18 protein-coding genes and 3 tRNA genes are annotated in these 25639 nt (G+C 38.0%); 5 read left to right on the forward strand and 16 right to left on the reverse strand.

Annotation, left to right across the window (positions count from 1 at the left end; all coding sequences use genetic code 11):
- The first annotated feature begins 357 nt into the window (after nt 1-357).
- The 3 genes from TYM08_RS16925 to TYM08_RS16935 all read left to right on the forward strand — a co-directional run bounded on the left by TYM08_RS16925 (nt 358) and on the right by TYM08_RS16935 (nt 9319).
- The gene (locus tag TYM08_RS16925; protein ID WP_422380331.1) at nt 358-2577 is read left to right on the forward strand and encodes a PKD domain-containing protein; all 2220 of its coding nucleotides are present in this window, start codon (nt 358-360) and stop codon (nt 2575-2577) included.
- Between the two features lie 544 nt (nt 2578-3121).
- Complete coding sequence (locus TYM08_RS16930; protein WP_422380332.1) at nt 3122-6112, forward strand: endo-1,4-beta-xylanase; 2991 nt, start codon at nt 3122-3124, stop codon at nt 6110-6112.
- 330 nt (nt 6113-6442) lie between these two features.
- A complete protein-coding gene (locus tag TYM08_RS16935) occupies nt 6443-9319 on the forward strand; it encodes a non-reducing end alpha-L-arabinofuranosidase family hydrolase (protein ID WP_422380333.1) in 2877 nt (958 codons plus the stop codon).
- Nucleotides 9320-9378: 59 nt separating this feature from the next.
- On the opposite strand, the gene TYM08_RS16940 is transcribed toward TYM08_RS16935, so the two are convergent.
- Genes TYM08_RS16940 through TYM08_RS16950 form a run of 3 tightly spaced genes read right to left on the reverse strand, consistent with a single transcriptional unit; the run spans nt 9379 to nt 13280 of the window.
- On the reverse strand, nt 9379-11100 hold the full coding sequence (locus TYM08_RS16940) for a protein kinase domain-containing protein (protein WP_422380334.1): 1722 nt from the start codon (nt 11098-11100) through the stop codon (nt 9379-9381).
- Nucleotides 11101-11138: 38 nt separating this feature from the next.
- On the reverse strand, nt 11139-11732 hold the full coding sequence (locus tag TYM08_RS16945) for an ANTAR domain-containing response regulator (RefSeq protein ID WP_422380335.1): 594 nt from the start codon (nt 11730-11732) through the stop codon (nt 11139-11141).
- 54 nt (nt 11733-11786) lie between these two features.
- Nucleotides 11787-13280 carry an MFS transporter gene (locus TYM08_RS16950; RefSeq protein ID WP_422380336.1) on the reverse strand — a complete coding sequence of 498 codons (1494 nt, stop codon included), beginning with the start codon at nt 13278-13280 and terminating at the stop codon, nt 11787-11789.
- 264 nt (nt 13281-13544) lie between these two features.
- Here TYM08_RS16950 and TYM08_RS16955 point away from each other — a divergent pair, with 264 nt between their 5' ends.
- Entirely contained in the window at nt 13545-14525 is a 981-nt protein-coding gene (locus TYM08_RS16955) for an IS1595 family transposase (RefSeq protein WP_422380337.1), read from the forward strand.
- Nucleotides 14526-14679: 154 nt separating this feature from the next.
- Here TYM08_RS16955 and hemB read toward each other — a convergent pair whose 3' ends face one another.
- From hemB to TYM08_RS16990, 7 genes are all read right to left on the reverse strand, one after another.
- A complete protein-coding gene (gene hemB / locus TYM08_RS16960; protein WP_422380338.1) occupies nt 14680-15678 on the reverse strand; it encodes a porphobilinogen synthase in 999 nt (332 codons plus the stop codon).
- Nucleotides 15679-15748: 70 nt separating this feature from the next.
- The gene (locus tag TYM08_RS16965) at nt 15749-16189 is read right to left on the reverse strand and encodes a hypothetical protein (protein WP_422380339.1); all 441 of its coding nucleotides are present in this window, start codon (nt 16187-16189) and stop codon (nt 15749-15751) included.
- A 130-nt stretch (nt 16190-16319) separates the two neighbouring features.
- Nucleotides 16320-17291, reverse strand: a complete 972-nt coding sequence (locus tag TYM08_RS16970) for a sensor domain-containing diguanylate cyclase (RefSeq protein WP_422380340.1) — start codon at nt 17289-17291, stop codon at nt 16320-16322.
- Between the two features lie 3 nt (nt 17292-17294).
- Entirely contained in the window at nt 17295-17906 is a 612-nt protein-coding gene (locus tag TYM08_RS16975; RefSeq protein WP_422380341.1) for a histidine kinase, read from the reverse strand.
- An 8-nt stretch (nt 17907-17914) separates the two neighbouring features.
- The gene (locus TYM08_RS16980; RefSeq protein ID WP_422380342.1) at nt 17915-18286 is read right to left on the reverse strand and encodes a response regulator; all 372 of its coding nucleotides are present in this window, start codon (nt 18284-18286) and stop codon (nt 17915-17917) included.
- 186 nt (nt 18287-18472) lie between these two features.
- Nucleotides 18473-19000, reverse strand: a complete 528-nt coding sequence (locus tag TYM08_RS16985) for a hypothetical protein (protein WP_422380343.1) — start codon at nt 18998-19000, stop codon at nt 18473-18475.
- A gap of 82 nt (nt 19001-19082) precedes the next feature.
- Nucleotides 19083-19889, reverse strand: a complete 807-nt coding sequence (locus TYM08_RS16990) for a hypothetical protein (protein WP_422380344.1) — start codon at nt 19887-19889, stop codon at nt 19083-19085.
- 172 nt (nt 19890-20061) lie between these two features.
- On the opposite strand from TYM08_RS16990, the gene TYM08_RS16995 reads away from it, so the two are divergent.
- Nucleotides 20062-20541, forward strand: a complete 480-nt coding sequence (locus tag TYM08_RS16995) for a GNAT family N-acetyltransferase (protein ID WP_422380345.1) — start codon at nt 20062-20064, stop codon at nt 20539-20541.
- Between the two features lie 247 nt (nt 20542-20788).
- On the opposite strand, the gene TYM08_RS17000 is transcribed toward TYM08_RS16995, so the two are convergent.
- The 6 genes from TYM08_RS17000 to alaS form a co-directional block, all read right to left on the reverse strand.
- A tRNA-Arg gene (locus tag TYM08_RS17000) sits at nt 20789-20865 on the reverse strand.
- Between the two features lie 31 nt (nt 20866-20896).
- A tRNA-Arg gene (locus tag TYM08_RS17005) sits at nt 20897-20973 on the reverse strand.
- Between the two features lie 34 nt (nt 20974-21007).
- Nucleotides 21008-21097 (reverse strand) — tRNA-Ser (locus TYM08_RS17010).
- 108 nt (nt 21098-21205) lie between these two features.
- Nucleotides 21206-21403 (reverse strand): carbon storage regulator CsrA, encoded by a 198-nt coding sequence (csrA, locus tag TYM08_RS17015; protein ID WP_422380346.1) that lies wholly within the window; start codon nt 21401-21403, stop codon nt 21206-21208.
- Nucleotides 21404-21711: 308 nt separating this feature from the next.
- Nucleotides 21712-22935 carry an aspartate kinase gene (locus TYM08_RS17020; RefSeq protein WP_422380347.1) on the reverse strand — a complete coding sequence of 408 codons (1224 nt, stop codon included), beginning with the start codon at nt 22933-22935 and terminating at the stop codon, nt 21712-21714.
- A gap of 16 nt (nt 22936-22951) precedes the next feature.
- The gene (gene alaS, locus TYM08_RS17025) at nt 22952-25558 is read right to left on the reverse strand and encodes an alanine--tRNA ligase (protein ID WP_422380348.1); all 2607 of its coding nucleotides are present in this window, start codon (nt 25556-25558) and stop codon (nt 22952-22954) included.
- Between the last annotated feature and the right edge of the window lie 81 nt (nt 25559-25639).

Genomic DNA, 25639 nt, shown 5'->3' on the forward strand with positions numbered 1-25639 from the left:
TCAACAATTGAATTCAATTTGCAAACAATTATAGCGAATTTAATATTACATAAAACAAACTCAGCACACAAAATACAAACATTTATTACAAACAACATACAAATATACTGTAAACAAGAAAGACTGGATTCATCAGTTTTTCCAAGGTCTGCGCATCAATACTTACTATATTCGCCCCTCCTTCCATTACTTTTGGGTAACAAACCACCTTGTTGATTTCAAGCTCATTTGAGACTTCAGGCCCATTTTTTTATATAAATTCCCCACCTATGTCACATTTATTAAATATACCTATTTTTAAATAATCTAAAAACCATCAAAATACAAAACACTACATACAACAAACAAAGGTTAAACATGAATAACAAACCAATACTCCCAATTGCATTGATTGCCTTACTTTCTAGCTGCCAGCCATCCTCTGACGTTGGTCAAACCCAAACACAGACTAACAATTCGCTAGGACAGATATCTGATACTCAAACGGACACAAGCGCTGTAACGGATACCGAGTCTCAAACAGATTCAAATACCAACACTGAAACCAATTCATCAGTTGATACTCAAACGCAAACAATTATAAATAATCCAGTTAATATGCCGCCAACGGCCAGTATTACAGCAGCAATTACCGCAGCACAGGCGCCAGCTCAACTTTCATTTTTCTCAAATGTGAGTGATAGTGATGGCAGCGTAGTAAATTACACTTGGAGAGTTGATGGAATGGTGGTTTCAACACAACCAAATTTCTCTCATACATTCAGCCAAGCCAGAAACTATGAATTGTCTTTAATTGTGGCCGATAATGATGGTGCTAATTCAGTAGCAGCGATTCAACAAATTATCATATCTTCAACCCCACCAATCAATCAAAAGCCAGTAGCAGTCATTACTGCTGATATCCTCTCTGGTGATGCTCCCCTAACGGTAAGCTTTACTGCAGATCAGTCAATGGACGATTTAAATGATATTAAATCGTATCAGTGGAAGATTAATAATCAATTAGAAAGCTCTAACATCAGCTTTACTAAAGTGTTTGATAGCGCAGCTAAATATAACGTGACACTTATGGTAACCGATGGTGAAGGCAATGAATCTACTGTCGTGACTAAATTAATTGATGTCACCGCAGCAGTCGACACGGCACCAACGGCAAATTTTGAGATCACTGGTAATGAATTAGACGTTGATGTTAACGCAGCAAACTCCACAGACTTAGAAAGCCCTAATGCTTTAAAATATTCTTGGAACTTTAACAATGAACATGAAATTTTAAATAGCACTAGCGCAACAGCAAATTATACCTTCGCTAATGGTGGCATGAAAAATATTACCCTAACGGTAACTGATCCATCTGGAAATACAGATGACATCACTCAATCCTATGATGCTGTTGAGCCTGTAAGCGAATATGACCAATTGTTAAATACATTAGCCGCTAATGTATTAGCTAAACACTGTATTGAATGTCACGCTGCCGATTCAGGTAAACCGATTCGTTTTGCAGGCTCTTCGCCACAAGATCTAGAAGCAGGCATTACCAATTACATTTTGGCCAGAAACCCAGCTAACGTGAATCGTGTGAAATACACACCAAGTGAATCAAATGGATACACCCATCCAGGTGGACACATTATTTATTCTTCAGTACCAGCATGGGAGCAATTGGTTGACATGATTGCTGCAAATAACCCTCCTGCAGATGTACCAGATGGCGATGAAAGTTATATTTTAAATTCATCACGCGCTAACTTTGATGTGTATGACATTCAAAACTGTGGTAAAAATCAAGTCATGAAATCTGGAAACCGCTTTGTGGTAAATGGTAATGGCGTAAGATTTGGCGGTTGGAGTTCTCCTAATGATAACTCTACAGATAAGTCTGCATTTATCGGCTATTTACGTAGCGCAGATTTCTCAGTTTACAATATGGCTAACGACTACAATGGCTTTGCAGATGATTGTAATAACGTCAGAACATTAAATGACATCTTGCTTAAAAAATTCAACATGTGGGGCAATCAACATCCAACGGGTATTCAACTTTGGATTAATGACAACAAAATGAGAATGGCCGATATTGATACTGTTGTGGTCGATATGAGAATCAATTCAGCTTTAACCGTATTACCAACCATGCAAGAAATTAAAAACACTTATGCAGGTATTTTAACTAGTGCGCAAGTTGAAGATATGGACGACAGTGAATATCACGCCAACTTAATATTAAATCTTGGTCGTAATCCTGGTGAAAATGAAGGTGAAAACCAAGCATTAGTTGATCTGCATTTCACAAGAAATGACTTAGACAAATGGATGCGTGTACGTATTCCAATTGAAAAATTCAGAACGTACTACACATTAAATTATCAAGATCAAAGCCGAAGCTTAGCGCAACTTGCAAACTTAACTGTTGGCGTGGTTACCTTCATGGGTGAAACCAAAACAAGAAAAGTGGCACAAAACTATGGCGTCAATAACATAGAAAGTATTCCAAAATTGTTTAAAGAAATGCCAATCGAAATCAAATCCATTGAGCTTTCAAGACAAGAAAACGATTTTGTAAACGAGCTTTAAATCTCTAAAAGACTTTGCAAAATTTTTGTAAATTTTTGTAAATTTTTGAAAGGTGGGTCATTTATTTATATCCAAATGACTCACCGAAAAAATCTAAGTGACTCAGAGCAATCTTAAGATAATTAAAAGATGCAACACTCTTGATAATTAAAAAGATACAACACTCTAGATAATTAAAAACATACAACACTTTTCAGCAGCAATAATTTTGTATTTTATTGCTGCTTTTTTCTTTCTAGATCATATCGCCCCTCTCTCAACACCCCCCTTCCAAATAGTATGTTCCTTTATAAATTCGATTAATTTTAAATTTTTTTGATCAATACCCAGCGCAAAAAGCAAATTCAGAAACGATAACCACGTCTGATTTTGTATGCAACATGTAAATTTCTCATTGAAAAACAACAATGCAAACACTTACAATACTTATTATACAAAACAATAACATTCATATATCAAAGCAAAACATACACAAAGTGATGTCGCCAATTGATCTTAGAACAGTGATTCTGGCAATTATTTAACCAAATAAAGAGATAACATTATGAATCCTAAACTACTATCCGCCGCATGCTGCATTGCATTATTTGCAGGTTGTATCAGCCCTGAAGGTTCACCTGATGACACCGACACCAACACAAATACTTCAATCAATCATCCACCAATAGTAACGCCAAGTGCTAGTGTAAATAATTCAACCGTCAGTTTTAATGCATCTGCGTCAGATCAAGACGGCGATGTGCTTACGTATTTATGGGATTTCAAAGACGGCAATACTTCTACTGATGCCTCTGCTGTGCATAATTTCACTCAAAGTGATGTTGAACAAACCATAATGGTTTCGTTAACTGTTTTAGATGGTAAAGGCGGCTCGGTTTTTAAATCCGTGCCTATAGTTATCCCTGCTAAACCATTAGTTAAAACAATCCCAAGTGCAACGCCTTCTGTGCAAATTTCTGCAACGGGTTTAGCTGCCTTTACAGCGCAAGCATTTGATGCTGATGGAGATGTTTTAACCTATTTATGGGATTTTAAAGATGGTACTACTGATATTACAGAAAATCCTTCTCATCAATATACATTGTTAGATAATGCTCAATCCTTAAATGTAACGTTAATTGTGTCTGACGAAGATGATAATGAGGTTAACGCTAATGTCACCGTTAATATTCCAGCTAAAGCAGTGGTAAATAACAATACTGTTCCACAGGTTAATCCAACTGTTAGTGTTGCAAATTCAGGTATTGCTTCATTTAGTGCAAATGCTAGTGATCTTGATGGTGATATTTTAACTTATTTATGGACCTTTGGAGATGGTAGTACCTCTATTGAGCAAAACCCATTGCATCAATATGCCAAACAAGCGCAAGTCTCATCTTATTCTGTCTCTTTAGTTGTCACTGATGAAGATAATAATAATATTTCTAAAACTGTGCCTGTGACGATTTCAGCGCAAGAAGTGGTTAATTCTGCTCCTACTGTCGAACCTATTGCTCAACAAAGTTCACTTACAGATACAACCTTAACTATGAATTTTTCTGCAGGGGCAACCGATGCGGATAACGATAACTTAACTTATGTTTGGGACTTTAAAGATGGTGGTTCTGCTACAACGGCTACACCTTCCCATGACTTCACTCGTTTAGATGCAGCTTCAACGGTTGCTGTGACAGTAAGCGTGAGTGATTCTGTGAATCCAGCAGTGACAAAAACAATCAATGTGACTGTTCCCGCTAAAGAAGCGCCTCAAATTACAGATGTGACGTTAACGATTGAAGAAAACACAATTGGCTATTGTGGTGTAAATGGTGTGATTGCAAATAATCATGTGGGTGCTGTTGGTGATGGCTTTGCAGATAGCGCGAATTCAAATGGCGCGGCAATGGGCTGGGCAATTGATGTAAGTGCTGCTGGCACATACGATATTGAATTTAGATACGCTAATGGTGGCGCAGCTGCACGAACTGCACAAGTTTCTGCAAACGGCTCTAACCAATCCATCAGCTTTGCAGCCGATGCGAATAATTGGGCTGCATGGAAAACTCAATCTGTTGATCTAGCGTTAACTGCTGGCACTAACTACATCACGCTGACTTCTACTACAGCAGATGGCTTAGCAAATATCGATTCGGTGACGGTTTCTGGCATGATCATGGGCGATGCTCAATTAAATGAAGCTGCGTGTACTTCTATGTATTTTGTGCCTTCCAACAATTTTGTCACCAATGGTGATGTTGAAAGCGGAACAGTTAATTGGGCAAATCGAGGTGCTGCAACAGTGACACAAACGACTGCGCAAAAACATGGCGGCAACAATAGTTTGTATGTGACCGGTCGAACTGCAACTTGGCATGGTGCAAGTTTCGCAGCGGGTAATCTTGAAAATAACAGCGAATACGATGTGGCTGTTTGGGTGAAATTAGCAGCAGGCTCGCCAGATGCTCAGATTCATTTAACGGCTAAGCGTATGGATGACACCGACGATACAACCTATTTAGAATACTCAAATGTTGACACCCAAACGGTAACGGCAAATGAATGGACACTGCTTCATGGTTTGTATACGCCCGTTGATGAAACCAATTTCCAACAATTCATTATTGAGTCAGCAAACGATACGGTTTCGTATTATGTGGATGACTTTACAGTAGGCGGTACGCCTGGGGTTGCACCTCCTCCTTCAAATAATGGGTTTTACATCGGTAACATCACAACAAATGGTGCGATTCGCAATGATTTCTTACAATATTGGAATCAATTGTCATTAGAAAACGGTGGCAAATGGGATGCCGTTGAACCGACACGCGATAATTACAATTGGACTAAAAGTGATGAGGCTTACCAATTTACAAGAGCCAATGGCATTCCATATAAACACCATACCTTTGTTTGGGGCAGCCAAGCGCCAAATTGGATTGGAAATTTATCTCCTAATGAACAAGCGGCTGAAATTGAAGAATTAATTCGCGATTTCTGTACAAGGTATCCAGATGTTGAACAAATTGATGTGGTGAATGAAGCAACTCCAGGTCATGCACCTGCTGAATTTGCAAGAAATGCGTTTGGTAATGATTGGATTATTAAATCATTTCAATTAGCAAGACAGTACTGCCCTAACTCTGAATTAATTTTAAACGATTACAACGTATTAAGCTGGGACACTGATAAATTTATTACAATGGCAAGACCTGCGGTTAACTCAGGTTACGTAGATGCGATTGGCTTACAATCTCACGGGTTAGAAACTTGGAGCCTCTCAGATTTGACATCTAAGTTGAATCAAATTGCAGCATTAGGTTTACCAATTTATATCTCTGAATACGATATTGGATCGACAAATGATCAAACTCAATTAAACATTATGAAAGAGCAATTCCCAATGTTCTATAACCACCCTTCGGTTAAAGGCATTACGCTTTGGGGTTATGTTTCTGGCGCAACGTGGATTACTGGTAGTGGCTTGATGAGCTCAAACGGTACCCCAAGACCTGCTTTGACATGGTTGATGGACTACTTAGAAAACAATCCTAAATAATTTTTTTGGAATCTAAAAAAGCACGACTTAGTCGTGCTTTTTTGTGGGCGCTCTCAATATGAACAGATATGTAAGCCAAGTTATATATGTTGGCTAATAGCAAAATCTTGCGAAGTAAGAGTTAGTAATAGTTTTCGTGTAGAAGTAATTTGTTTGATTGTGTTTTTTATAAATATACCCATTAATTGTTTTCTATTTGTTAATAAAATGTTGCAAATGTAGGGATAGTTCCATTATTTATTATGTAAATAAGAGTACGATTCTGTAAGTAATTGAAAATTTAAATGTGTTCTAGAAATTCATGAATTCATTGCTTATAGGAGCATACCCGTGAAAAAACCGATATTTAGTAAACCCTTAAACAACCCTTTTAAAATGGCGCAAGGAATTGTATTCGCGTTATTGGTTGTTGGCTGCCAAGAAAATAGTAATAAATCTAATCCAGGTGAAGATCTTTCAGGTACTTCCACTGCAGCCAATACGTATACAGATACGCAGACGCAGACGCAAACGCAAGTTGGAGTAAATACACCGCCAGTAGCCAGTCCTGTGGGTCAAGTCAGTTCAAATGGCGTAGCCAGTTTTATGGCTAATGCTTTTGATAATGATCAAGATCAATTAACGTATTTGTGGAACTTTGGCGATGGCAAAAATTCGACTTTAGCCTCACCCATGCATAATTACCCACAAAGTGAAATCGAAACACAATATAACGCTCAGGTAATTATCACCGACTCAAAAGGAGATTCGATCAGCAAAGTAGTCACGGTTGTTGTGCCGGCTAAACCAGCCGTGGTTGAAAATACGATTCCTACTTCAAATCCGACCTTTAATGTGGGTCAAAATGGCTCGGTGAGCTTTGCTGCAAATGCCGTTGATCTTGATGGAGATGTATTAACGTATTTTTGGGATTTTAAAGATGGCACAACGTTAACCACTGCATCGCCTATGCATACTTATGCGTTAACAGATGCCATTCAAAATTTCCAAGTGACGTTAACGGTGTCGGATACTGACGGTAATGTCATTCCAAGTACGCTTAATGTGCAATTACCCGCTGTATTACCACCACCGAATACTGCGCCAATTGTTTCGCCGAGTTTTGAATATGGATCACAAGCGAATGATGAGTTGATCGTTAACTTCAAAGCAGGGGCGACGGATGCAGAGAATGACCCATTAACTTACAATTGGGATTTCAAAGATGGCAGCTTCTCAGATGTTGCTAATCCGTCTCATTCATATCAAATGGACTTCACTGAAGTAACCCATAATGTTCAGTTAATGGTCAGTGATGGCGTGAATCCAGCTGTGACTAAAACTGTTTCAATCACTGTCCCAAGTAAGCCAGTCGTTGAACCTAATTTGGTGACGTTATTACTTGAAGAAAATACAATGGGTTTCTGTGGGTTTAATGGTTCGGTTATGGGTGACCATGCTGGATTTAGTGGTGCAGGTTATGCCGATGGTATAAATGAGGCGGGAGCAAGCATTACATGGCAAATAGATGCAAGTGCCACCGATACTTATCAGCTAGTGTTTGCATTTGCTAATGGAGGCGCGGCTACACGTATAGGTACATTGGACGTTAATGGACAAACTCAAAACGTTAATTTTGCTGCTACGACGAATGAGTGGGCAAATTGGCAAACTCAAAACGCTTCAGTTCAAATGCAAGCTGGAGTGAACACTATTAAGTTAACCGCTAATACAGCAGATGGTTTACCGAACATAGATTCATTAACAGTAAGTTTGCTTATAGCTGGAGATGCGCAAATTAACCCTGCAAATTGTGATGCTGTGATATATCCAGTCAATAATAATTTGTTGGAAAATGGTGATTTAGAGCAAGCAGTGACTTTGCCTTGGGTCAAACGTGGCGCAGCAACCATTAATGTTGTTACGTCTCAAAGCCGAACTTCAAGTCATAGCCTTGCAGTAACCGGTCGTACTGCGACTTGGAATGGTGCAGGTTATAAAATTGATCGCCTTACATCTGGCAATATTTATGACTTTAAAGTTTGGGTGAAATTAGCAGCCGGTGAAGCTTCTGCAAATATGAAGTTTACTATGCAATTAACCGATGACAATGGCGTGTCATACCACGCAATCAGTGAAGCAATGGCTAACAGTGATGGTTGGACATTATTAAGCGGCAGTTACGATCATCAACCTGCTGGACGCGCAACTGATTTATTAGTGTATGTCGAATCTGACAGCGATACCGTTAGCTTTTTTATGGATGATTTATCCATGACTGGTGTGATTGAACAATTAGCGACCTGTGAATTGCCATCAAGATTTAGCTGGACGTCTTCAGGACCGTTAGTAAAACCACAAAAATCAAACTGGGCATCGGTTAAAGATCCAACGATCGTACAATATAATGGTAAGTTTCATATCTGGGCGACGGTGTTTGATTTGGATCAAGATATTTGGGCCTCGGCTTATATAAACTTTTCAGACTGGGCAAGTGCTGGAAGCTCTGTGCAAGTGCCTATGGCAGGCACCGCTGTTGGTAATTCAATTGCACCACAGGTGTTCTATTTTGAGCCTCAAGATAAGTGGTATTTAATTACGCAATGGGGTGGCGCTTATGCAACAACGAATGATCCAACTAATATTAATAGCTGGTCATCTAAGAGAAAACTTTTACAAAATGAACCTAATGGCTCGTTAGATTTCTGGGTGATTTGTGATGATGATAATTGCTATCTATATTTCTCGCGTGATGATGGCGTACTGTATGTTTCTAAAACGACCGTTGCTAATTTCCCTAATTTCTCTGGTTATGAAATTGTAATGGAAGATCACCGAGGCAATGGCAATAGCTTTTTATTCGAAGCATCAAACGTATATAAAGTGGATGGCCAAGATTTATACTTATTATTAGTTGAGGCTTATCGCACACCTGGTTACGGCCCACGTTATTTCCGTTCTTGGACAGCAACTAGCTTAGACGGTACTTGGCAAGCGCTTGCGGACACTGAAGAAAACCCATTTGCTGGCAACAACAACGTCGATTGGCAAGGCAATAAATGGGCAGATGGTATCAGCCATGGTGAAATGATTCGTTCAGGCATCAATCAAAAAATGACAATTGATCCGTGTAATTTACAATACTTATATCAAGGTGATACGGGCGCTTCTATTGATGGCACTTATGGTGGAGAACCTTATAATTTAGGTATTTTAAACGCAAAATAAAACAAAAAAACCCACAAGCAATTTACACTTGTGGGTTTTATTTATAAAAAAATGCAAAATTAAAAATTTATGGACACACTAATAATCAAAAGCAACATCAAAACAGCACTCACACTTTGCCAAAACAAAACAGGATTACGATTCATAATCGGTGTATTTTGTAATTTCAAAAAATCTTTATTAGGATTTTTTAAATCGTATAAAAATTCAGACAAACTCGCATAACGATTTTCTGGCTGCATGCTCATTGCTTTTTTAAGTGTTCCGTCTAACCACATTGGCACTAATGGATTGTGAATGCTAGCGGGGGTGTATTTTAGTTTTTCAAACTGTTCAAGTTTATTAGGTTTTAAAAATGCGTCGCCAAAAGGTAATTGTCCTGTAAGCATTTCATAGACAATGACAGCCAAAGAAAACTGATCACTCTTTGCACTTCTTACACCACCATAACGATATTCAGGTGCGCTGTAATGTAATGTGCCTAATGCACTTTCACGCTGTACTGTGGTGTGAATTTCTTCTACGCCTGCAATTAAACATCCACCAAAATCGATAATGGTTGGACCATTGTCACCCATGACAATGTTGTCGGGTTTTAGATCTTGATGCAAAGTCTCTTTACGATGTAGCGCTCGGATGCCTTTGATCATTTGTGCAACTAATTCGATGGTGTCTTGAATATCTAATTGTTTACGCTCATCGATTAACTGACGCATAGTTTGGCCAGGTAAGTATTCGGTTAAATAATATAAAAAGGTGCGTTTATTTGGTTTAATTATTTTTACGACATTTGGATTATTTACTCGCAGACCAATCCACTCTTCAATGATAAATCGCTCTATATAAGCAGGGTCATCCTCATAATTGCGTGATGGAGTTTTCATCACTAAGGATTTTTTGTCTTTGTCTTTAACGATATATATTTGGCTTCGTTCACTTTCATGAATAATTTTGATGACTTCTAAGTCATCTATTTTTTGTCCGATCTCTAAGTCTGGCGGAAAAGGTAAATCTTTTAATGTGGCCAACACACCTTGTTCGGTTGCTATGTCTAACTTTTCAATTTTTAATGCTTGGCATGAAATATTATCGTTACTGCCAATATCAAAAGACTGCTCTTTAAGCGCTTTACACAACCCTGCCATGTCATCAAAGTATTGATTTAATAGATCAATAATTTTGGATTCTTTTAACCAATCATGAACGCCATCAGTTGTGGATAAAAAGATGTCACCTTGTTTGGCGCTATGGGTTTTGTAATCCATATCCACGACATTGTCCGCGCCAATTGCTCTTGCTAAGTAACTTTCTTTTTTGGATAAACGAGTCACATGATCTCGGGTTAATACTTTTAATTCACCTTCACGAAAACGATAAATTCTAGAATCCCCGACATGAAATATATGCGCTTGATCTGATTTTAAAATAAGTGCAGAAAACGTCGTCAAATAACCACGCCCTGCAATGTGTGACTGCCCCATACTCCACAACCAACGGTTAAGAGAATTCACTACCGATACTGCAGAGCGTTGTACACTCCAAGAATCTGGTGTGGAAAAATAATCACTTAAAAATCCTTTTACCACTAAATGACTAGCCTGCGCTGCGCACTCTGCTGCACTTACACCATCAGCAATAACCATAGCCACACCTTTTGCATTTAATGCAGCATCTTGAGGTATTTTTGTGCCTAAGCAGTCTTGATTTTCACCTTTGCGACCTTTGTCGGATTCAAAGGCGGTTTGTATAGCGAGTTTTCCGGACAGGTGTTCTATTGTCATGACAAACCTTTATTTTTAAGAGAGTGTTTACACAGATACTAACCTAACATGGTAAAAACATCGATAATGTTTTGTGCCACTTTTTCGAGTTTTTCGCCTTTGTCCATGGCCATTTTTCTGATTAACGCATACGCGTCTTGTTCGGTGATGTTTTTTTGTTGCATTAAAATACCCTTGGCTTTATCGAGTATTTTTCGTTGTTCTAATTTATTTTTAGTTTCATTTAATTCTTGAACTAAATGTTGATGCGTTTGAAACCTTGCTAACGCAATGTTAATAATACTTGATAAACGCTTCGGCTGTAGATCATCAACTATATATGCATTTACTCCCGCATCTATAGTTTTTTTAATAATATTAGGCGTGTCTTTTTCAGCAAACATAATCACAGGTTTGGGATTATGAGTGTGAATAAATTTTAAAGAACACAATAATTCTTGTGAAGGAATATCGACACCCACAATCAAAAAATCACAGGGGTGATTTTCAATATTGATTAATAGTTCGTCATATTGTTTCAGCGTTACTTTTACATTAAAGCCTATTTCAGCAATAGAACGTGACAGTAAAGATCGACGATCGTGATTGTCATCTAACAAAATACAAGAAAGTGGGTTATTTATTTCAGTCATATTTTAAATGCAAAAAAACAAGCCGACTAAAGTCGACTTGTTATATTGAGTTAATTAATTTAATTCTATTTTTTGAATCGTACCGTCTGCCAATACTTCTGTCATATGTCCTTGTGGCTCATCTAAGAACAACGTCACAATGAAACATAACACAGCGGCAGCAGCGATGATCAAGAAAAATCCTGTTGCATTTACCGCATCTAACGCATAAAGAGTAAGAAATGTTACGCCACCCACATTACCAAATGCACCGACCATTCCTGCAATTTGTCCAGTCATGCGACGCTTAATTAATGGCACCATTGAAAACACTGCACCCTCACCTGCTTGTACGAAGAATGAACAAAACATAACCGCAACAACCGCTAACGCAATCGGCCAACCTGAACCAATTTGAGATAAAATCACATAACCTAGAGTTAAACCGACCAATAAAATTAATAATGTTTTCTTACGTCCAAATTTATCAGACAAGTACCCGCCACCTGGACGCGCCACTAAATTCATCAATGCAAACGCCGAACCTAATAAAGCTGCTTGCCCCATTGAAATACCAAATGTGTCGGCAAAAAAGCCAGGTAACATAGAAATAACCGCTAATTCAGAACCAAAGGTCACAAAGTAAGCCCAATCTAAAATTGCAACCTGTTTAAATTTATAACTATCATGTTCTTCTAACGGTTTTTTTAATACTTCACGATTTACATATAAAATTTGATAGAACTGATAAACAAACAAAGCACCTAAAATACACCAAACAATAATGGCTTGATTCGCTGATAATAATTCAACCGTAGGGTTAGAGATTTTCCAAGTTAATAATGCTAAGGCTAAATACATTGGAATATTCATCGCAGCATAAAACCAAAAATCACGTTTGTTTGAAACTTCTAAACCACCTGATTTTTTAGGTTTAAAATACGTTGACCCTTTTGGCGTGTTACGAGCTCGAGCATAAAACACAAAGCTGTAACATAAAGCAATGACACCAACTGTTGCTATACCAATTCTCCAAGATTCAATGTCAGTAAACATCGTCGTTGCAAGTGCTGCAAAACCTGGCACCAACCAATATGCAGCAGCAGAACCAAAGTTACCCCAACCGCCATAAACGCCTTCGGCCATTCCAACGGTTTTAGCAGGGAACCATTCACCTACAAGGCGAATACCAATTACAAAACCTGCACCAATAAAACCAGACAAAAATCTTAAGGTAGCTGCTTGATGCCAATCAGTTGAAAATGCAAAACCAAAGGTAATTAAAGCGGAAGTAAATAATAGAGCACTAAATACAATACGCGGGCCGAATTTATCAACCAAAATACCAATCACAATTCGCGCAGGAATGGTTAACGCCACATTCAAAGCTAACAACGCTTTCCACTGTGCGCCATTTAAACCAAACGTAGCGATGATTTCTTCTTTCATTGGAACGTGAGAAAACCACATTGCAAAGGTTAAAAAGAAAGCGAACCAAGTTAAGTGAAGCGTTCGGATGGATTGGCTACCAAAATTCAGTAGATTCAATTTATTGCTTTGCGTGGACATATCGTCACCTGTTAGAAATTTTAAAAAAACGATACAGCAATTTACATGCCAACATAAAATACACTTATAATTCAATAACTTATGTAATTTTCAGCCTAGATAAATTTATGTACGCACACCTATAGTGCGCAAAGTGCGCATTTTCAAATCAAATAATAAAAACGGTGCAGCTTTTCAATGGCTATGTTTTAAATTGTTGTGGCAGGATGCAAAATCATAATGCTGATCTAAGCTGAGATTTATACACCCACAATGACATAGCCTATGAATCCACAGCATTTTCAAAACATACTTAAGCAGGTAAGCAAGCTCGATCCTGTTCAAAAACAAACTCTAACCACCACTTTAGCTGCACATGAAAATCCCATTCTTACACGACTGTCTAAAGAAGTAATTACCCACTCAAAATGCATTCATTGTCAAAGCGACCGCTTGCGAAAATACGGTTTTAGTAATGGCAGACAGCGATTTTTTTGCAACGAATGTCGCAAAAGTTTTGTGTGCACTCGAGGCAGTGCTTATTTTTATCAGCACAAACCTGAGCTTTGGCAAAAATACTTAGAGCACATGCTTGACCAAGATAGCATTCGGCGTTGCGCAAAAGATTTAAATATTTGTGTGACCACCTCTTTTAATTGGCGTCATCGTTTTATGAATGCTACTCAAAACACCTATGAATCAAGGCTTGAAGGTATTGTTGAAGCAGATGAAACGTATTTTCGAGAATCTAAAAAAGGCGAGCGAAACTTAAACCGACCTGCAAGACAACGAGGATCTAAAGCATCCACACCCGGTATTAATCAGCACGATTGGGTGGCAGTGTTAACCGCTAAAGATCGAAATCATCATGAATTTGATCAAATATTAACTCACGTAAATGGCGCTGAAATCAATCAATGCTTAGGCTGCAAAATTGCCGACGAATCTGTTTTATGTACCGATGGACAGCCGGCTTATAATCAAATTTGCAAAGAACATCATTTGCATCATGTTGTGATATCTAACAATCAAACGCAGCAAAGTTTGTATCATATTCAAAATATCAATAATTATCACAGTCAGTTAAAGCGTTGGTATTTGAAGATGCATGGAGTGGCCAGTAAGTATTTAGCGAAGTATTTGGGTTGGTTTAGAATGCTGGACTGGCACAAATATCAGACCTTTTCTAGCGACATTAAGAGCGAAAGCGAAAAACTGTTTGAATTCAAACTGTTACAGGTGCAGCAACATAAATTTGAAACATAGCCTTTTCAATAGAATATTTTTTAAATGCTCAAAAAAAACACCAACCAGTAAAAACCAATTGGTGTTAAATAATAAGTACCTGCTTTGTTTATTTTCATGTGACTTTAATATGTTTTAGATTCGCCTCAAAAAACGATATAGCAGATAAAGTCTCTTATTTTTGATTTAATACCTTGGCCGCATCAATTGCAAAATAAGTCAATATGGCATCAGCACCCGCCCTCTTAAAGCAAATCAAGGACTCCATCATAACTTGCTCCAAATCTAACCAACCATTTTGTGCTGCTGCATGGTGCATCGCGTATTCGCCTGACACTTGGTACACAAATGTTGGCACACCCAATTCATTTTTTACTTTTGAGACAATATCTAAATAAGGCATACCAGGTTTGACCATAAACATATCAGCGCCTTCATCAATATCCATTTGCACTTCACTTATCGCCTCTAAGCTATTTGCCGGATCCATTTGGTAAGTCTTTTTATCAGCCTTACCCAAGTTTGTACTTGAGCCTACTGCGTCTCTAAAAGGACCATAATAGCTTGAAGCGTATTTAGCGGAATAGGCCAAAATATTTGTATTAATAAAGCCGTTTTCTTCTAATGTTTTGCGAATCGCACCGATTCGTCCATCCATCATGTCTGACGGTGCAACAATATCAGCACCTGCTTGAGCGTGAGATAGCGCTTGCTTACATAATATTTCAACGGTGATGTCATTTAATACATAGCCATTGTCATCGATGATGCCGTCTTGACCATGCGTGGTGAATGGATCAAGTGCGATATCTGTGATCACTGCTAATTGAGGGAATTTTGCTTTAATAGCACGCACGGTTTGTTGTGCTAAGCCTTCAGGGTTATAAGCTTCTTCTGCCATCAATGATTTCACATCCATTGGTGTAACTGGGAATATAGCAATAGCAGGAATCCCTAACTCCACCATTTGTTGGGCCTGCTCTAGTAATAAATCGATTGATAAACGATACACACCAGGCATTGAAGTAATGGCTTCTTTTTGATTTTCGCCAGGCAATACAAACACAGGCAAAATAAGATCGTTAGTGGATAATGTATTTTCTTGAACTAAGCGACGAGTCGCTTGGGTAAAACGAGTGCGTCTTAAACGCGAAGTTGGAAATTGACGATTCATACATTCACCTTAAGGCGCTAAAAAATTAAAGCGCTATCATAAGGTTTATACTGACTTGCCTCAAGCTGCTTTAACAAGCATCTTCCATTGTTGTAATTGTCGCTGTCTCTCCAAATTTCAATGGCGCTTGATAAAACAATGCACAACCTGAAGTTAGTGGCTTGATGGTTTTATCTTGTATCATTTGAATACTAGTGTCATCAAAACTAACATTTAATATATTTGCCACCGCAATCAAACTTTGAGCATCAGCAATAAACCCGTATTGAACAGGGACAGATGTTTCACCAAATTGAATAAATGCCTGAGGCTGCCTTTGTAAATTTTGAACTAAAGCCAAGCTATAGACTTGAGTATTGATAGAATGCACCGCAAATTGTAATTGACGCAACGTTAATAATTTATTGTGTTGTTGAGAATTATAAAAACTCTCTACACCCATAGCACTCACAGAGCCAGTAAGTGAGATTATTAATATCATTTCAAGTAAGGTTAAGCCAAAAATACGCACTGAAGAATTCTCTATCAAGTTAAATTATTGACAGATTGTAATCAGTTGTTAGCTAGAATAAGCGTTATGAATTGTTAACACTTAATATTTGAGAATTGAACACCGTTAATTTAAATCAAGCACTACATAATTAATGGTCTTTGTAAGAATAAATTTGCGTTTGATTTCGACCATCATTTTTACATTTATATAAAGCGGTATCCGCACCTTCTATCCATTGTTGATGCGTCACTAATTTAGGGTGGATCTCGTAAACACCTAATGAAACCGTTACTTGAACCTCTATATCCAAATATTGAATAACGCAGGATTCGATTGCTTTGCGTAGTCTTTCACAAAATACCATCGCATGTTCAGCATCAGTATCAACTAAAATAATCGTAAATTCTTCACCACCATAACGCCCAGCAATATCAGTTTCACGTAGGTTTTCTTTTAATACTCTTGATACTTCTTTTAATGCCGCATCGCCTGCTTGATGACCATGGGTGTCATTTACATTTTTAAAATGATCTATATCAAACATCACAAGCGTTGAAATATTTTGCGTGCGTATATAACGATTAAACTCATGCTTTAATGCTTCTTCCCAATATCCTCGATTGTATAATTGAGTTAATACATCCGTTCTGCTTAATGTTTTCAATTTAGCCGAAGACCTTAATGCATCTAATTTATTTACTGCAGTATCCGTAACGTCGTAAACTAAAACCGCAAGTTTATCCACTTCACCTCTTGTGTCTTTAATTGGAATGAATGTACAGTTTTGATACATAAAATCTGCCACCCCAGTGATTGGGCGATTGTTTTTAAATTTAAAAATATATGGATTTTGCTCCCAAATAGTAAAAGCTTGGTTTTTTAATTTAAAAACGGTGTCGGCTTTGTGTCGTAACCAAAATTCATCCATTTCTTTAAAAATAGTAAAAATCGACTGTTCTAATGCATCTTTTCCATCTACCCCACTATGATTTTCCATAAAACCATTCCATGATTTTACGACATAGTTTTTATCCAAGATCACCACACCGACATCAATGGTTTGCAACATTTCAATCATCCAATGAAAGTCTTGGAACTGTTCTTGCTCATGCATTTGCATACATTACTCCATCAAGTAACCAATTTTATCATTTAATACTGATAATGAATCTTCAGTAAAAAGTAATAATAAATCACAGTTAATATCTCTATTTTCGATTGTGTAATTGATTTCAATAGCCAAGGTTTGTTTCCACCTTTTTTTAGCCGATTTAATTAAATCAGGCACTTTAATATGCTGACCTAACACCACTGGCTGCCCTTGCGAGAATTTCACATCTAACTGCTCAGATACACCTTGCAAACAAGCGCCAATTAAAATATTGGAAATATCCATCAATAACTCAAGTTCAATATTTTTATCAATTAAACCATTAAAATGCGTGAGCTCGGCAATATCATCAAAGCTTGCATCATTAAAAATCAACAATGCCTCCCCAGAGATATTAGACCCTATAAACCCCTGACATACAGCAGAAACACTCTCTGTATTTTCAAGGGAGCTAAGTGCCATATGCAGCTCAGCTATATCCAACAAATTTACATTTGGAATCGGTAGAATGACGTAAACATCAAGCAATCGAGCTAAAAGGTCTGCCGCACGCCCCATCGCAACGTTTGATACCTCTTGCAAGCAATCACGTGAATCATCTGAAAAAGTAGTTTCTTGTAACATAGATCCCCCTAACCGTTAAGTACGCCGTATTGCGTTAATACCTGCGTCACTTTTTCTCGGTCAACGGGTTTTTTAATAAAATCCAATGCACCTAGTTTTTTAACACGCTCATAGGCCTCAGGCTGTATATCACCTGAAACCACAATTACCATTGAAGGGAGATCTTCTTTGTGGATAATTTCTAATGTACCGTAACCATCTAAAACTGGCATAGTAAGATCTAAAAACATAATTTCACCCTTACCTGCTTTTATCGCAGCAAGCGCTTCTTCTCCATGAGTGGCAAATGTCACATCAACATCCCACCCCTCAGGTAGCGCACGATTCATTTGCTTACGCGCAAAACTTGAATCATCACAAATTACAATTGGTAAAGCCATATATCACCTAGCATCCAAAAATGTTTATCTTTGAATAGAGTAAAGGCTATAGAGTACGGGTTAGCAAATTTAATATGTAACTGTTTGAGTCGGGATTTTAAAAAAAGGGATTAAGTGTGATTGGACGCTTACAAAATTATTTTTTATTAACTGCACTTCCTTGTGCAATATAAATTCAGCTTAAAATTATTGCGCCACTTCTTTTGGAGCAATCATTTGCTTTAGAGTGTTTTCTAGTTTAACTGACTCACTTCTTGGGAAAGGTAAAAATTTCTTCGTTAACCAATATGTTCCAGCATTATCTTGATAAACTGTATAGTTAAGCGCATCAGGTAATACAGTAAATTCACCTGCTTGCATCGTAAATTTAATACGCTCTTCGCTAATTAAATCTTTTTTGCTATTTACTAAATAATAAGATTTCACCACTTCGTAACTACCTGGTGCAAAGTCTTTAAAAACAATATATTTATTATTCAATGAAATCACAACTGTCTTACTTATTTTTGCTTTGGTATCTAAATTAATCATTTCTAACGTTAAGCGATGATTAATTAAGCTCGCAATATTATTAGGTGTGTCTCGTTTTAAATAGGTTAACGGTATGATTAACACCCCTTGATTATTTTCAAAAGATTTTTGAAATTGCGCAGTAGAATTACATGAAGATAAAATAATCAGGAAAATAAATAAGGTAGAAATTAACTTAAACATAGCGACTCCTTTAATAGTCTTAAATTGAGCCGCTATGGTATGGAATAATGACAAGAATGCAAATCGATTTACAAATTAAATATTAAAAAGCGGCCGTCACACCTAACACAACACTCTCAAAACCAAATTTAATATCATCTTGAGTAAATAAGTTAAAGTCAGAATCACTAGCTAATGTAAAGGCAAATGATTGAAATCCTGCCTGCACGCGCACATCTAAGGGAAAATATTGCTCTACTGGTAATTTGTATCGCACAAATGCATCAACAGTTTCAAATAAAACCCCTTTATAAGGTAAGGCTGAATATTCACCCACAATCGATAAGTTATCTTGAACAAATGATTTTTCAGCACTCACATACAAAAATGCTAAAGGCAACCATGTACTTTCAGTTTGCTCAACCCCACCTATTTCACCAATAGAATAATTCACTGCATGAATCCTAGCTTTCAACCCCATATCTAATTCAAATAAATCCAGCGGCCAAGTAAATGAAGCTATTACATCCAAATAACTTGCATCGATTGTCGATTCAACATCCCCTAACAATGAAGACAGGTCTATATCACCTATCTCAACATTTAAGACACTGACAATTTCACCTGTTCCGGAGTACGCAATATCTTGATAACGCATCTTTATATTAGGAAAAATAATTAAGCCACTTTTCGCATTCGCCCACAATCCAAGTCGCGACCCACTATAGTGGTAATTAACGCCATTTGTGCCGTTTGACAATTTAAACCCTCCCAGCTGACCACTTGCCTCACCTGTAGCCCAATAATTCACACCACCAGAGAATTCATATAAATAATCAAGGGCGAACAAAGGCGAGCTAACAATACTTAATACTGAAACTAACACTGCTGATTTTAAATGCTTAATCATGGGGACGACCTTGCTGGGTAATTTTGATCATTACTTTACCATAATTTACAGATCATCTAATGAGGCCTATATCAAAATAACAAAACAAAAGCATTTTGCGAAATTGGATTTGCCCTCATGATTTATTTTGTTTTAGGATGACACTATTATTAATCAACTTTAGACGTAAATTATGATCATCAAACCCATTCAATACGACCATGCAGAACTTGCCAATATTTTAGAAAAATCCGATCAATTGATGGCAGATTTGTATCCAGCAGAAAGTAATCACATGGAGCCGATTGAGGCTTTTCAAAAAAATAATATGATGTTACTTGGTTGTTTTATTGATTCAACATTAGCTGGAACGGGTGCAGTTAAAATGTTCAATAACGAATCTAACGCTGATAATCATTATGCAGAAATAAAAAGAGTATATGTTTTAGAGGAATTTCGTGGATTAGGGTTATCTAAAAAAATCATGTTTGCCTTACATGATTATTTACTTTCCCAAAATATTTTCACTTCGAAATTAGAGACAGGCATAAAACAACCAGAAGCCATTGGGCTTTATCGCGCCCTGGGTTATAAAAATGTTGGACCATTTGGTGATTACAACGAAGATCCATTAAGTTTATTCATGCAATTAGATTTAAAAAAACCGCAATAAGCAACTAATAAGCAACTAATAAGCAACTATAAAAAAATATCGTTTTTTTAAATAATAACATCGAAAAAATCGAGAAACTTTAAAAGTGGGCAACAACAAGATTTGTAAAAATAAATAACAAAAAATGACACCTAAAGTCACAGACAATAAAATAACAATTGCATTGTTTTTTATAGGGAAGTTTATATTTTTTGAGGTTTTACAATTTCAACAGGACGCTGAAATTAATTAAGAGAAGGAAGAAAAATGGTACACCCGACACGATTCGAACGTGTGACCGCCTGGTTCGTAGCCAGGTACTCTATCCAGCTGAGCTACGGGTGCACATTAAACTTTCTCTTTTCTTTGTAAAAAATGGTACACCCGACACGATTCGAACGTGTGACCGCCTGGTTCGTAGCCAGGTACTCTATCCAGCTGAGCTACGGGTGCACAAATATTTTTACATCTGCCTGCCATATTAAAATGGCGGAGAGTGAGGGATTCGAACCCTCGATAAGATTTCTCCTATACACCCTTAGCAGGGGTGCGCCTTCAGCCACTCGGCCAACTCTCCAACAGGGCGCATATACTACCAGATTTTTTTCAAATGAAAAGCAAAAACTTTAATTAAATGAAAGAGTTATGCAATTTTCTGGAATTATTTTGCGCTCCAACGAAACATTTAGAAATTTCCGAATGTTTCTTCTTCATCATCCATTTCACGCTGAATGCGCTGATAGATTTCTTCACGATGTACAGCAACGTCTTTTGGCGCATTAACACCAATACGTACTTGATTGCCTTTTACACCCAAAACAGTAACGGTGACTTCATCACCAATCATTAAGGTTTCACCAACACGGCGAGTTAAAATTAACATTTTATAGACTCCTATTACCTAAAATTGTCGATATCTATCGTTGATACAACACGCGACTTCCATAAAAGGAATTCAACGATATTGCCTAAGCATAGATATAATTTTCCAAAGTACACAATTTTTGATTATTAAATGTAAGTACCGAGGACCAGTCAGTACTTAAGCGACCAATTAATCAAATTGAGGCGCGAATAATCGGTTATTCGCTCTCAAAACGCAACTTTTTTATGGTTTTTTCGGCTCATAGTCATGCAACAAACTATGCAACAAGCTATACAGCAACCAAGCAAACAACAACTAGGTAGCTATTATTCCTCAACATCCAAATCAAATGCTGTATGAAGCGCACGAACTGCCAATTCCAAGTATTTTTCATCCACAACAACAGAGATCTTAATTTCTGATGTTGAAATCATTTGGATATTAATCGACTCTTTTGCTAACGTATCAAACATTTTGCTTGCTACGCCTGCGTGAGAACGCATACCTACACCAACGATTGATACTTTAGCTATTTTGCTATCACCAACAACTTCACGAGCACCTAATTCATTTGCAACTTGCTCTAATGCTTTTTTCGCTTTTTCATATTCGGTACGATTCACAGTAAATGTAAAATCGGTCGTATTATCTTGAGCAACGTTTTGTACAATCATATCTACTTCAACGTTAATTGCGCTTATAGGGCCTAAAATGCGCGATGCAACACCTGGAATATCAGGTACACCTAAAACAGTTAATTTAGCTTCGTCACGATTGAATGCAATACCAGAAATAATCGGTTGTTCCATTTGAGAATCATCCTCTACAGTAATTAAGGTGCCTGGACCTTCTTGAACACTATGCAACACACGAAGTGGCACATTATATTTACCTGCAAATTCAACGGCGCGAATTTGCAAAACTTTTGAACCTAAAGACGCCATTTCTAGCATTTCTTCAAATGTAATTTTGTCCATGCGTCGAGCCTTAGCAACAACCCTTGGATCCGTAGTATATACACCATCAACATCGGTATAGATTTGGCATTCGTCTGCTTTTAAAGCAGCTGCCAATGCAACACCGGTTGTGTCAGACCCACCACGACCTAATGTTGTTATATTGCCTTGCTCATCAATGCCTTGGAAACCAGCAACAATTACTACTTTGCCAGCAGCCAATTCGGCTTTAATGTTGCTTTCATCGATTTCACGGATACGTGCTTTACCAAATGCACTATCTGTTAAAATTCGCACCTGCGCACCGGTATAAGATACCGCAGGACAACCCGCTTCATTTAACGCCATACTCAACAATGCAATTGTGGTTTGCTCGCCAGTTGTTAGCAAAACATCCATTTCTCTAGGACTTGGTGATTTTGACACCGAGTTTGCTAATTCCAACATGCGATTTGTTTCACCACTCATGGCCGAAACAACAATGACCATATCATTGCCTTGTTCGCGAAATGCTTTTACTTTCTCAGCTACGCCTTTAATTCTTTCAACGGTGCCTACTGAGGTGCCACCGTATTTTTGTACAAGTAATGCCATAATTATTTTCTACGTCTTATGATAATGTTTGCACTAACCAAGATTTAGCATCTTCTAATGCGTTTGATAAAGCTTCGACATTACTGCCACCAGCCATCGCTAGATCTGGCTTTCCGCCGCCTTTGCCACCCACTTTAGTTGCTACTTGATTAACCAATTCACCCGCTTTTACTTGCCCGATAAGATCTTTACTCACACCGGCACAAATTTGGATTTTGTCTTCTGCCATAACAGAAGCCACCACTACGCAAGATTTACCCAACTTATTTTTAAGTTGGTCTACAAGCTCACGTAATGCCTTAGAATCAATACCTTCAACTTTTGCTAACAAGATAGACACACCGCCTACTTTTTCAGCCTGTGACGCCATATCGGAGCCCGCACTTGAAGCTAATTTTGATTTTAAGCGTTCAATTTCTTTTTCTAGTTGTTTCTGTTTAGCTTGTGACTGTTCAACTTTATTCAAGGCCTCTTCGTTTGATGCTTTAAATATTGATGCGATTTTAGATAAATCCGCCTCGCTGCGCTGAACTTTCTTCATTGCCGCTTTACCTGCAACCGCTTCTAAACGACGCACACCTGCTGCAATACCGCTTTCACTGATAATACTGATCAAACCAATATCACCGGTGCGTTTTGCGTGAATACCACCACAAAGCTCAACAGAGAAGTCATTCACACCCATGTTTAATACACGAACGTCATCGGCATACTTCTCACCAAATAATGCCATTGCGCCAGATTCTTTTGCCGCTTCAATGTCCATTATCTGAGTGCTGATTTCAGTATTGGCTAAAACTTGTTCGTTAACCATGTCTTCAATTTTTTGAAGCTCTTCTGGTGTAATAGCCTCTAAATGAGAGAAGTCAAAACGCAAACGATGCTCATTCACTAACGAGCCTTTTTGTTGAACATGTGCGCCCAACACTTTACGCAGTGCAGCATGTAATAAATGCGTGGCACTGTGATGCAAAGCCGTTGCTTGGCGTTTAGATGAATACACATTACAGTTCACACGATCTGAGGCATTAAATTCGCCGCTCACCACTTGACCAAAGTGCAAATGCAATTCGCCTTGTTTGATACAGTCTTCCACTTCAAATACTGAAGATTTAGAAATGATCTGACCTTTGTCGCCTGCTTGACCACCAGACTCAGCATAAAATGCCGTTTGGTCTAACACAATCACACCAGACTGACCTTCGTTTAGTTTCTCAACTAACTCACCGTCTACCGCTAAACCCGTTACCAATGCTTGATTCGATAACCCGTCATAGCCTGTAAATTCAGTTGCGCCAGCAATGTCTAATTTTTGTGAAGACACCGCAGAAAATTTACCTGCCGCCTTTGCCGTTTCTTTTTGCTTTTGCATCGCAACATCAAAGCCTGCTTCATCAATATTTAAATCACGCTCACGGGCAATATCCGCTGTTAAATCTAATGGAAAGCCGTAAGTATCGTATAACTTAAATACGGTCTCGCCATCGATGATATCGCCCTCTAAAGACTCAATCGCGCCTTCTAAAATTTTCATACCATTTACAAGAGTTTTAGCAAACTGCTCTTCTTCAAGTAATAATACTTTTTCGATATGTGCTTTTAATTCAATTAACTCAGGATAAGCATCGCCCATCACTTCGCCTAAAGCAGACACTAACTGATTAAAGAAAGCCCCTTGAACGCCTAATTTATTACCATGACGCACGGCACGACGAATAATACGGCGTAACACATAACCACGACCTTCATTTGAAGGCACCACCCCATCGGTGATCAAAAATGAACAAGAACGAATATGATCCGCAATCACACGCAATGATTTATTCTCTAAATCCGTTGATCCACATAAAGTGGCCGCAGCTTTAATTAAGTGTTGGAAAATATCAATTTCGTAGTTGCTGTGAACGCCCTGCATAATCGCAGCAATACGTTCAACGCCCATACCCGTATCAACCGAAGGCTTAGGAAGCGGCGTACGCACACCATTCGCATCTTGGTTAAACTGCATAAATACAATATTCCAGATTTCGATATAACGATCTAAATCTTCGCCTTCGCTTCCTGGAGGTCCACCTGGAACATGCTCGCCATGATCATAAAAGATCTCAGAACAAGGACCGCAAGGACCGGTATCACCCATTGACCAGAAGTTGTCTTTTTCGCCTAAACGAGACAAACGCGCGGGATCAATACCAATTTCATTGATCCATATGTCAGCCGCTTCGTCATCGTCTAAAAATACAGTGATCCACAATTTTTCTTTGGGCAGATTTAACTCTTCAGTCAGAAAAGTCCAAGCAAAACGAATCGCCTCACGCTTGAAATAATCGCCAAAACTGAAGTTACCCAACATTTCAAAGAAAGTGTGGTGGCGTGCGGTATACCCCACGTTTTCTAAATCGTTATGTTTACCCCCTGCTCGCACACAACGTTGCGAACTTGTAGCACGAGTATAATTACGCTGTTCGTCGCCTAAGAACACATCCTTAAACGGCACCATACCTGCGTTGGTGAACAATAAAGTCGGATCATTGCCCGGCACTAACGAACTAGAGGAAACCTCTTGATGTTCATTTTGAACGAAAAAATCCAAAAATTTGCGGCGTATCTCACTTGTTTTCATATCGTCTCAATTAGGGGTAAAAAATTGCGCGCAATGATACTTGTTTTTAAGAAAATTCTCTATGTGATTTTTTAATGATGG

Source organism: Marinicellulosiphila megalodicopiae (assembly GCF_045862395.1).
Lineage (GTDB): Bacteria > Pseudomonadota > Gammaproteobacteria > Pseudomonadales > Natronospirillaceae > Marinicellulosiphila > Marinicellulosiphila megalodicopiae.

Coding starts and splice junctions, on each gene's coding strand:
- TYM08_RS16940 (WP_422380334.1), bottom strand. CDS start 11,100: ATGACAATAGAACACCTGTCCGGAAAACTCGCTATACAAACCGCCTTT.
- TYM08_RS16955 (WP_422380337.1), top strand. CDS start 13,545: ATGAATCCACAGCATTTTCAAAACATACTTAAGCAGGTAAGCAAGCTC.
- alaS (WP_422380348.1), bottom strand. CDS start 25,558: ATGAAAACAAGTGAGATACGCCGCAAATTTTTGGATTTTTTCGTTCAA.
- TYM08_RS16930 (WP_422380332.1), top strand. CDS start 3,122: ATGAATCCTAAACTACTATCCGCCGCATGCTGCATTGCATTATTTGCA.
- TYM08_RS16980 (WP_422380342.1), bottom strand. CDS start 18,286: ATGGCTTTACCAATTGTAATTTGTGATGATTCAAGTTTTGCGCGTAAG.
- hemB (WP_422380338.1), bottom strand. CDS start 15,678: ATGAATCGTCAATTTCCAACTTCGCGTTTAAGACGCACTCGTTTTACC.
- TYM08_RS16950 (WP_422380336.1), bottom strand. CDS start 13,280: ATGTCCACGCAAAGCAATAAATTGAATCTACTGAATTTTGGTAGCCAA.
- TYM08_RS16975 (WP_422380341.1), bottom strand. CDS start 17,906: ATGTTACAAGAAACTACTTTTTCAGATGATTCACGTGATTGCTTGCAA.
- TYM08_RS16995 (WP_422380345.1), top strand. CDS start 20,062: ATGATCATCAAACCCATTCAATACGACCATGCAGAACTTGCCAATATT.
- TYM08_RS17020 (WP_422380347.1), bottom strand. CDS start 22,935: ATGGCATTACTTGTACAAAAATACGGTGGCACCTCAGTAGGCACCGTT.
- csrA (WP_422380346.1), bottom strand. CDS start 21,403: ATGTTAATTTTAACTCGCCGTGTTGGTGAAACCTTAATGATTGGTGAT.
- TYM08_RS16970 (WP_422380340.1), bottom strand. CDS start 17,291: ATGCAAATGCATGAGCAAGAACAGTTCCAAGACTTTCATTGGATGATT.
- TYM08_RS16985 (WP_422380343.1), bottom strand. CDS start 19,000: ATGTTTAAGTTAATTTCTACCTTATTTATTTTCCTGATTATTTTATCT.
- TYM08_RS16990 (WP_422380344.1), bottom strand. CDS start 19,889: ATGATTAAGCATTTAAAATCAGCAGTGTTAGTTTCAGTATTAAGTATT.
- TYM08_RS16925 (WP_422380331.1), top strand. CDS start 358: ATGAATAACAAACCAATACTCCCAATTGCATTGATTGCCTTACTTTCT.
- TYM08_RS16945 (WP_422380335.1), bottom strand. CDS start 11,732: ATGACTGAAATAAATAACCCACTTTCTTGTATTTTGTTAGATGACAAT.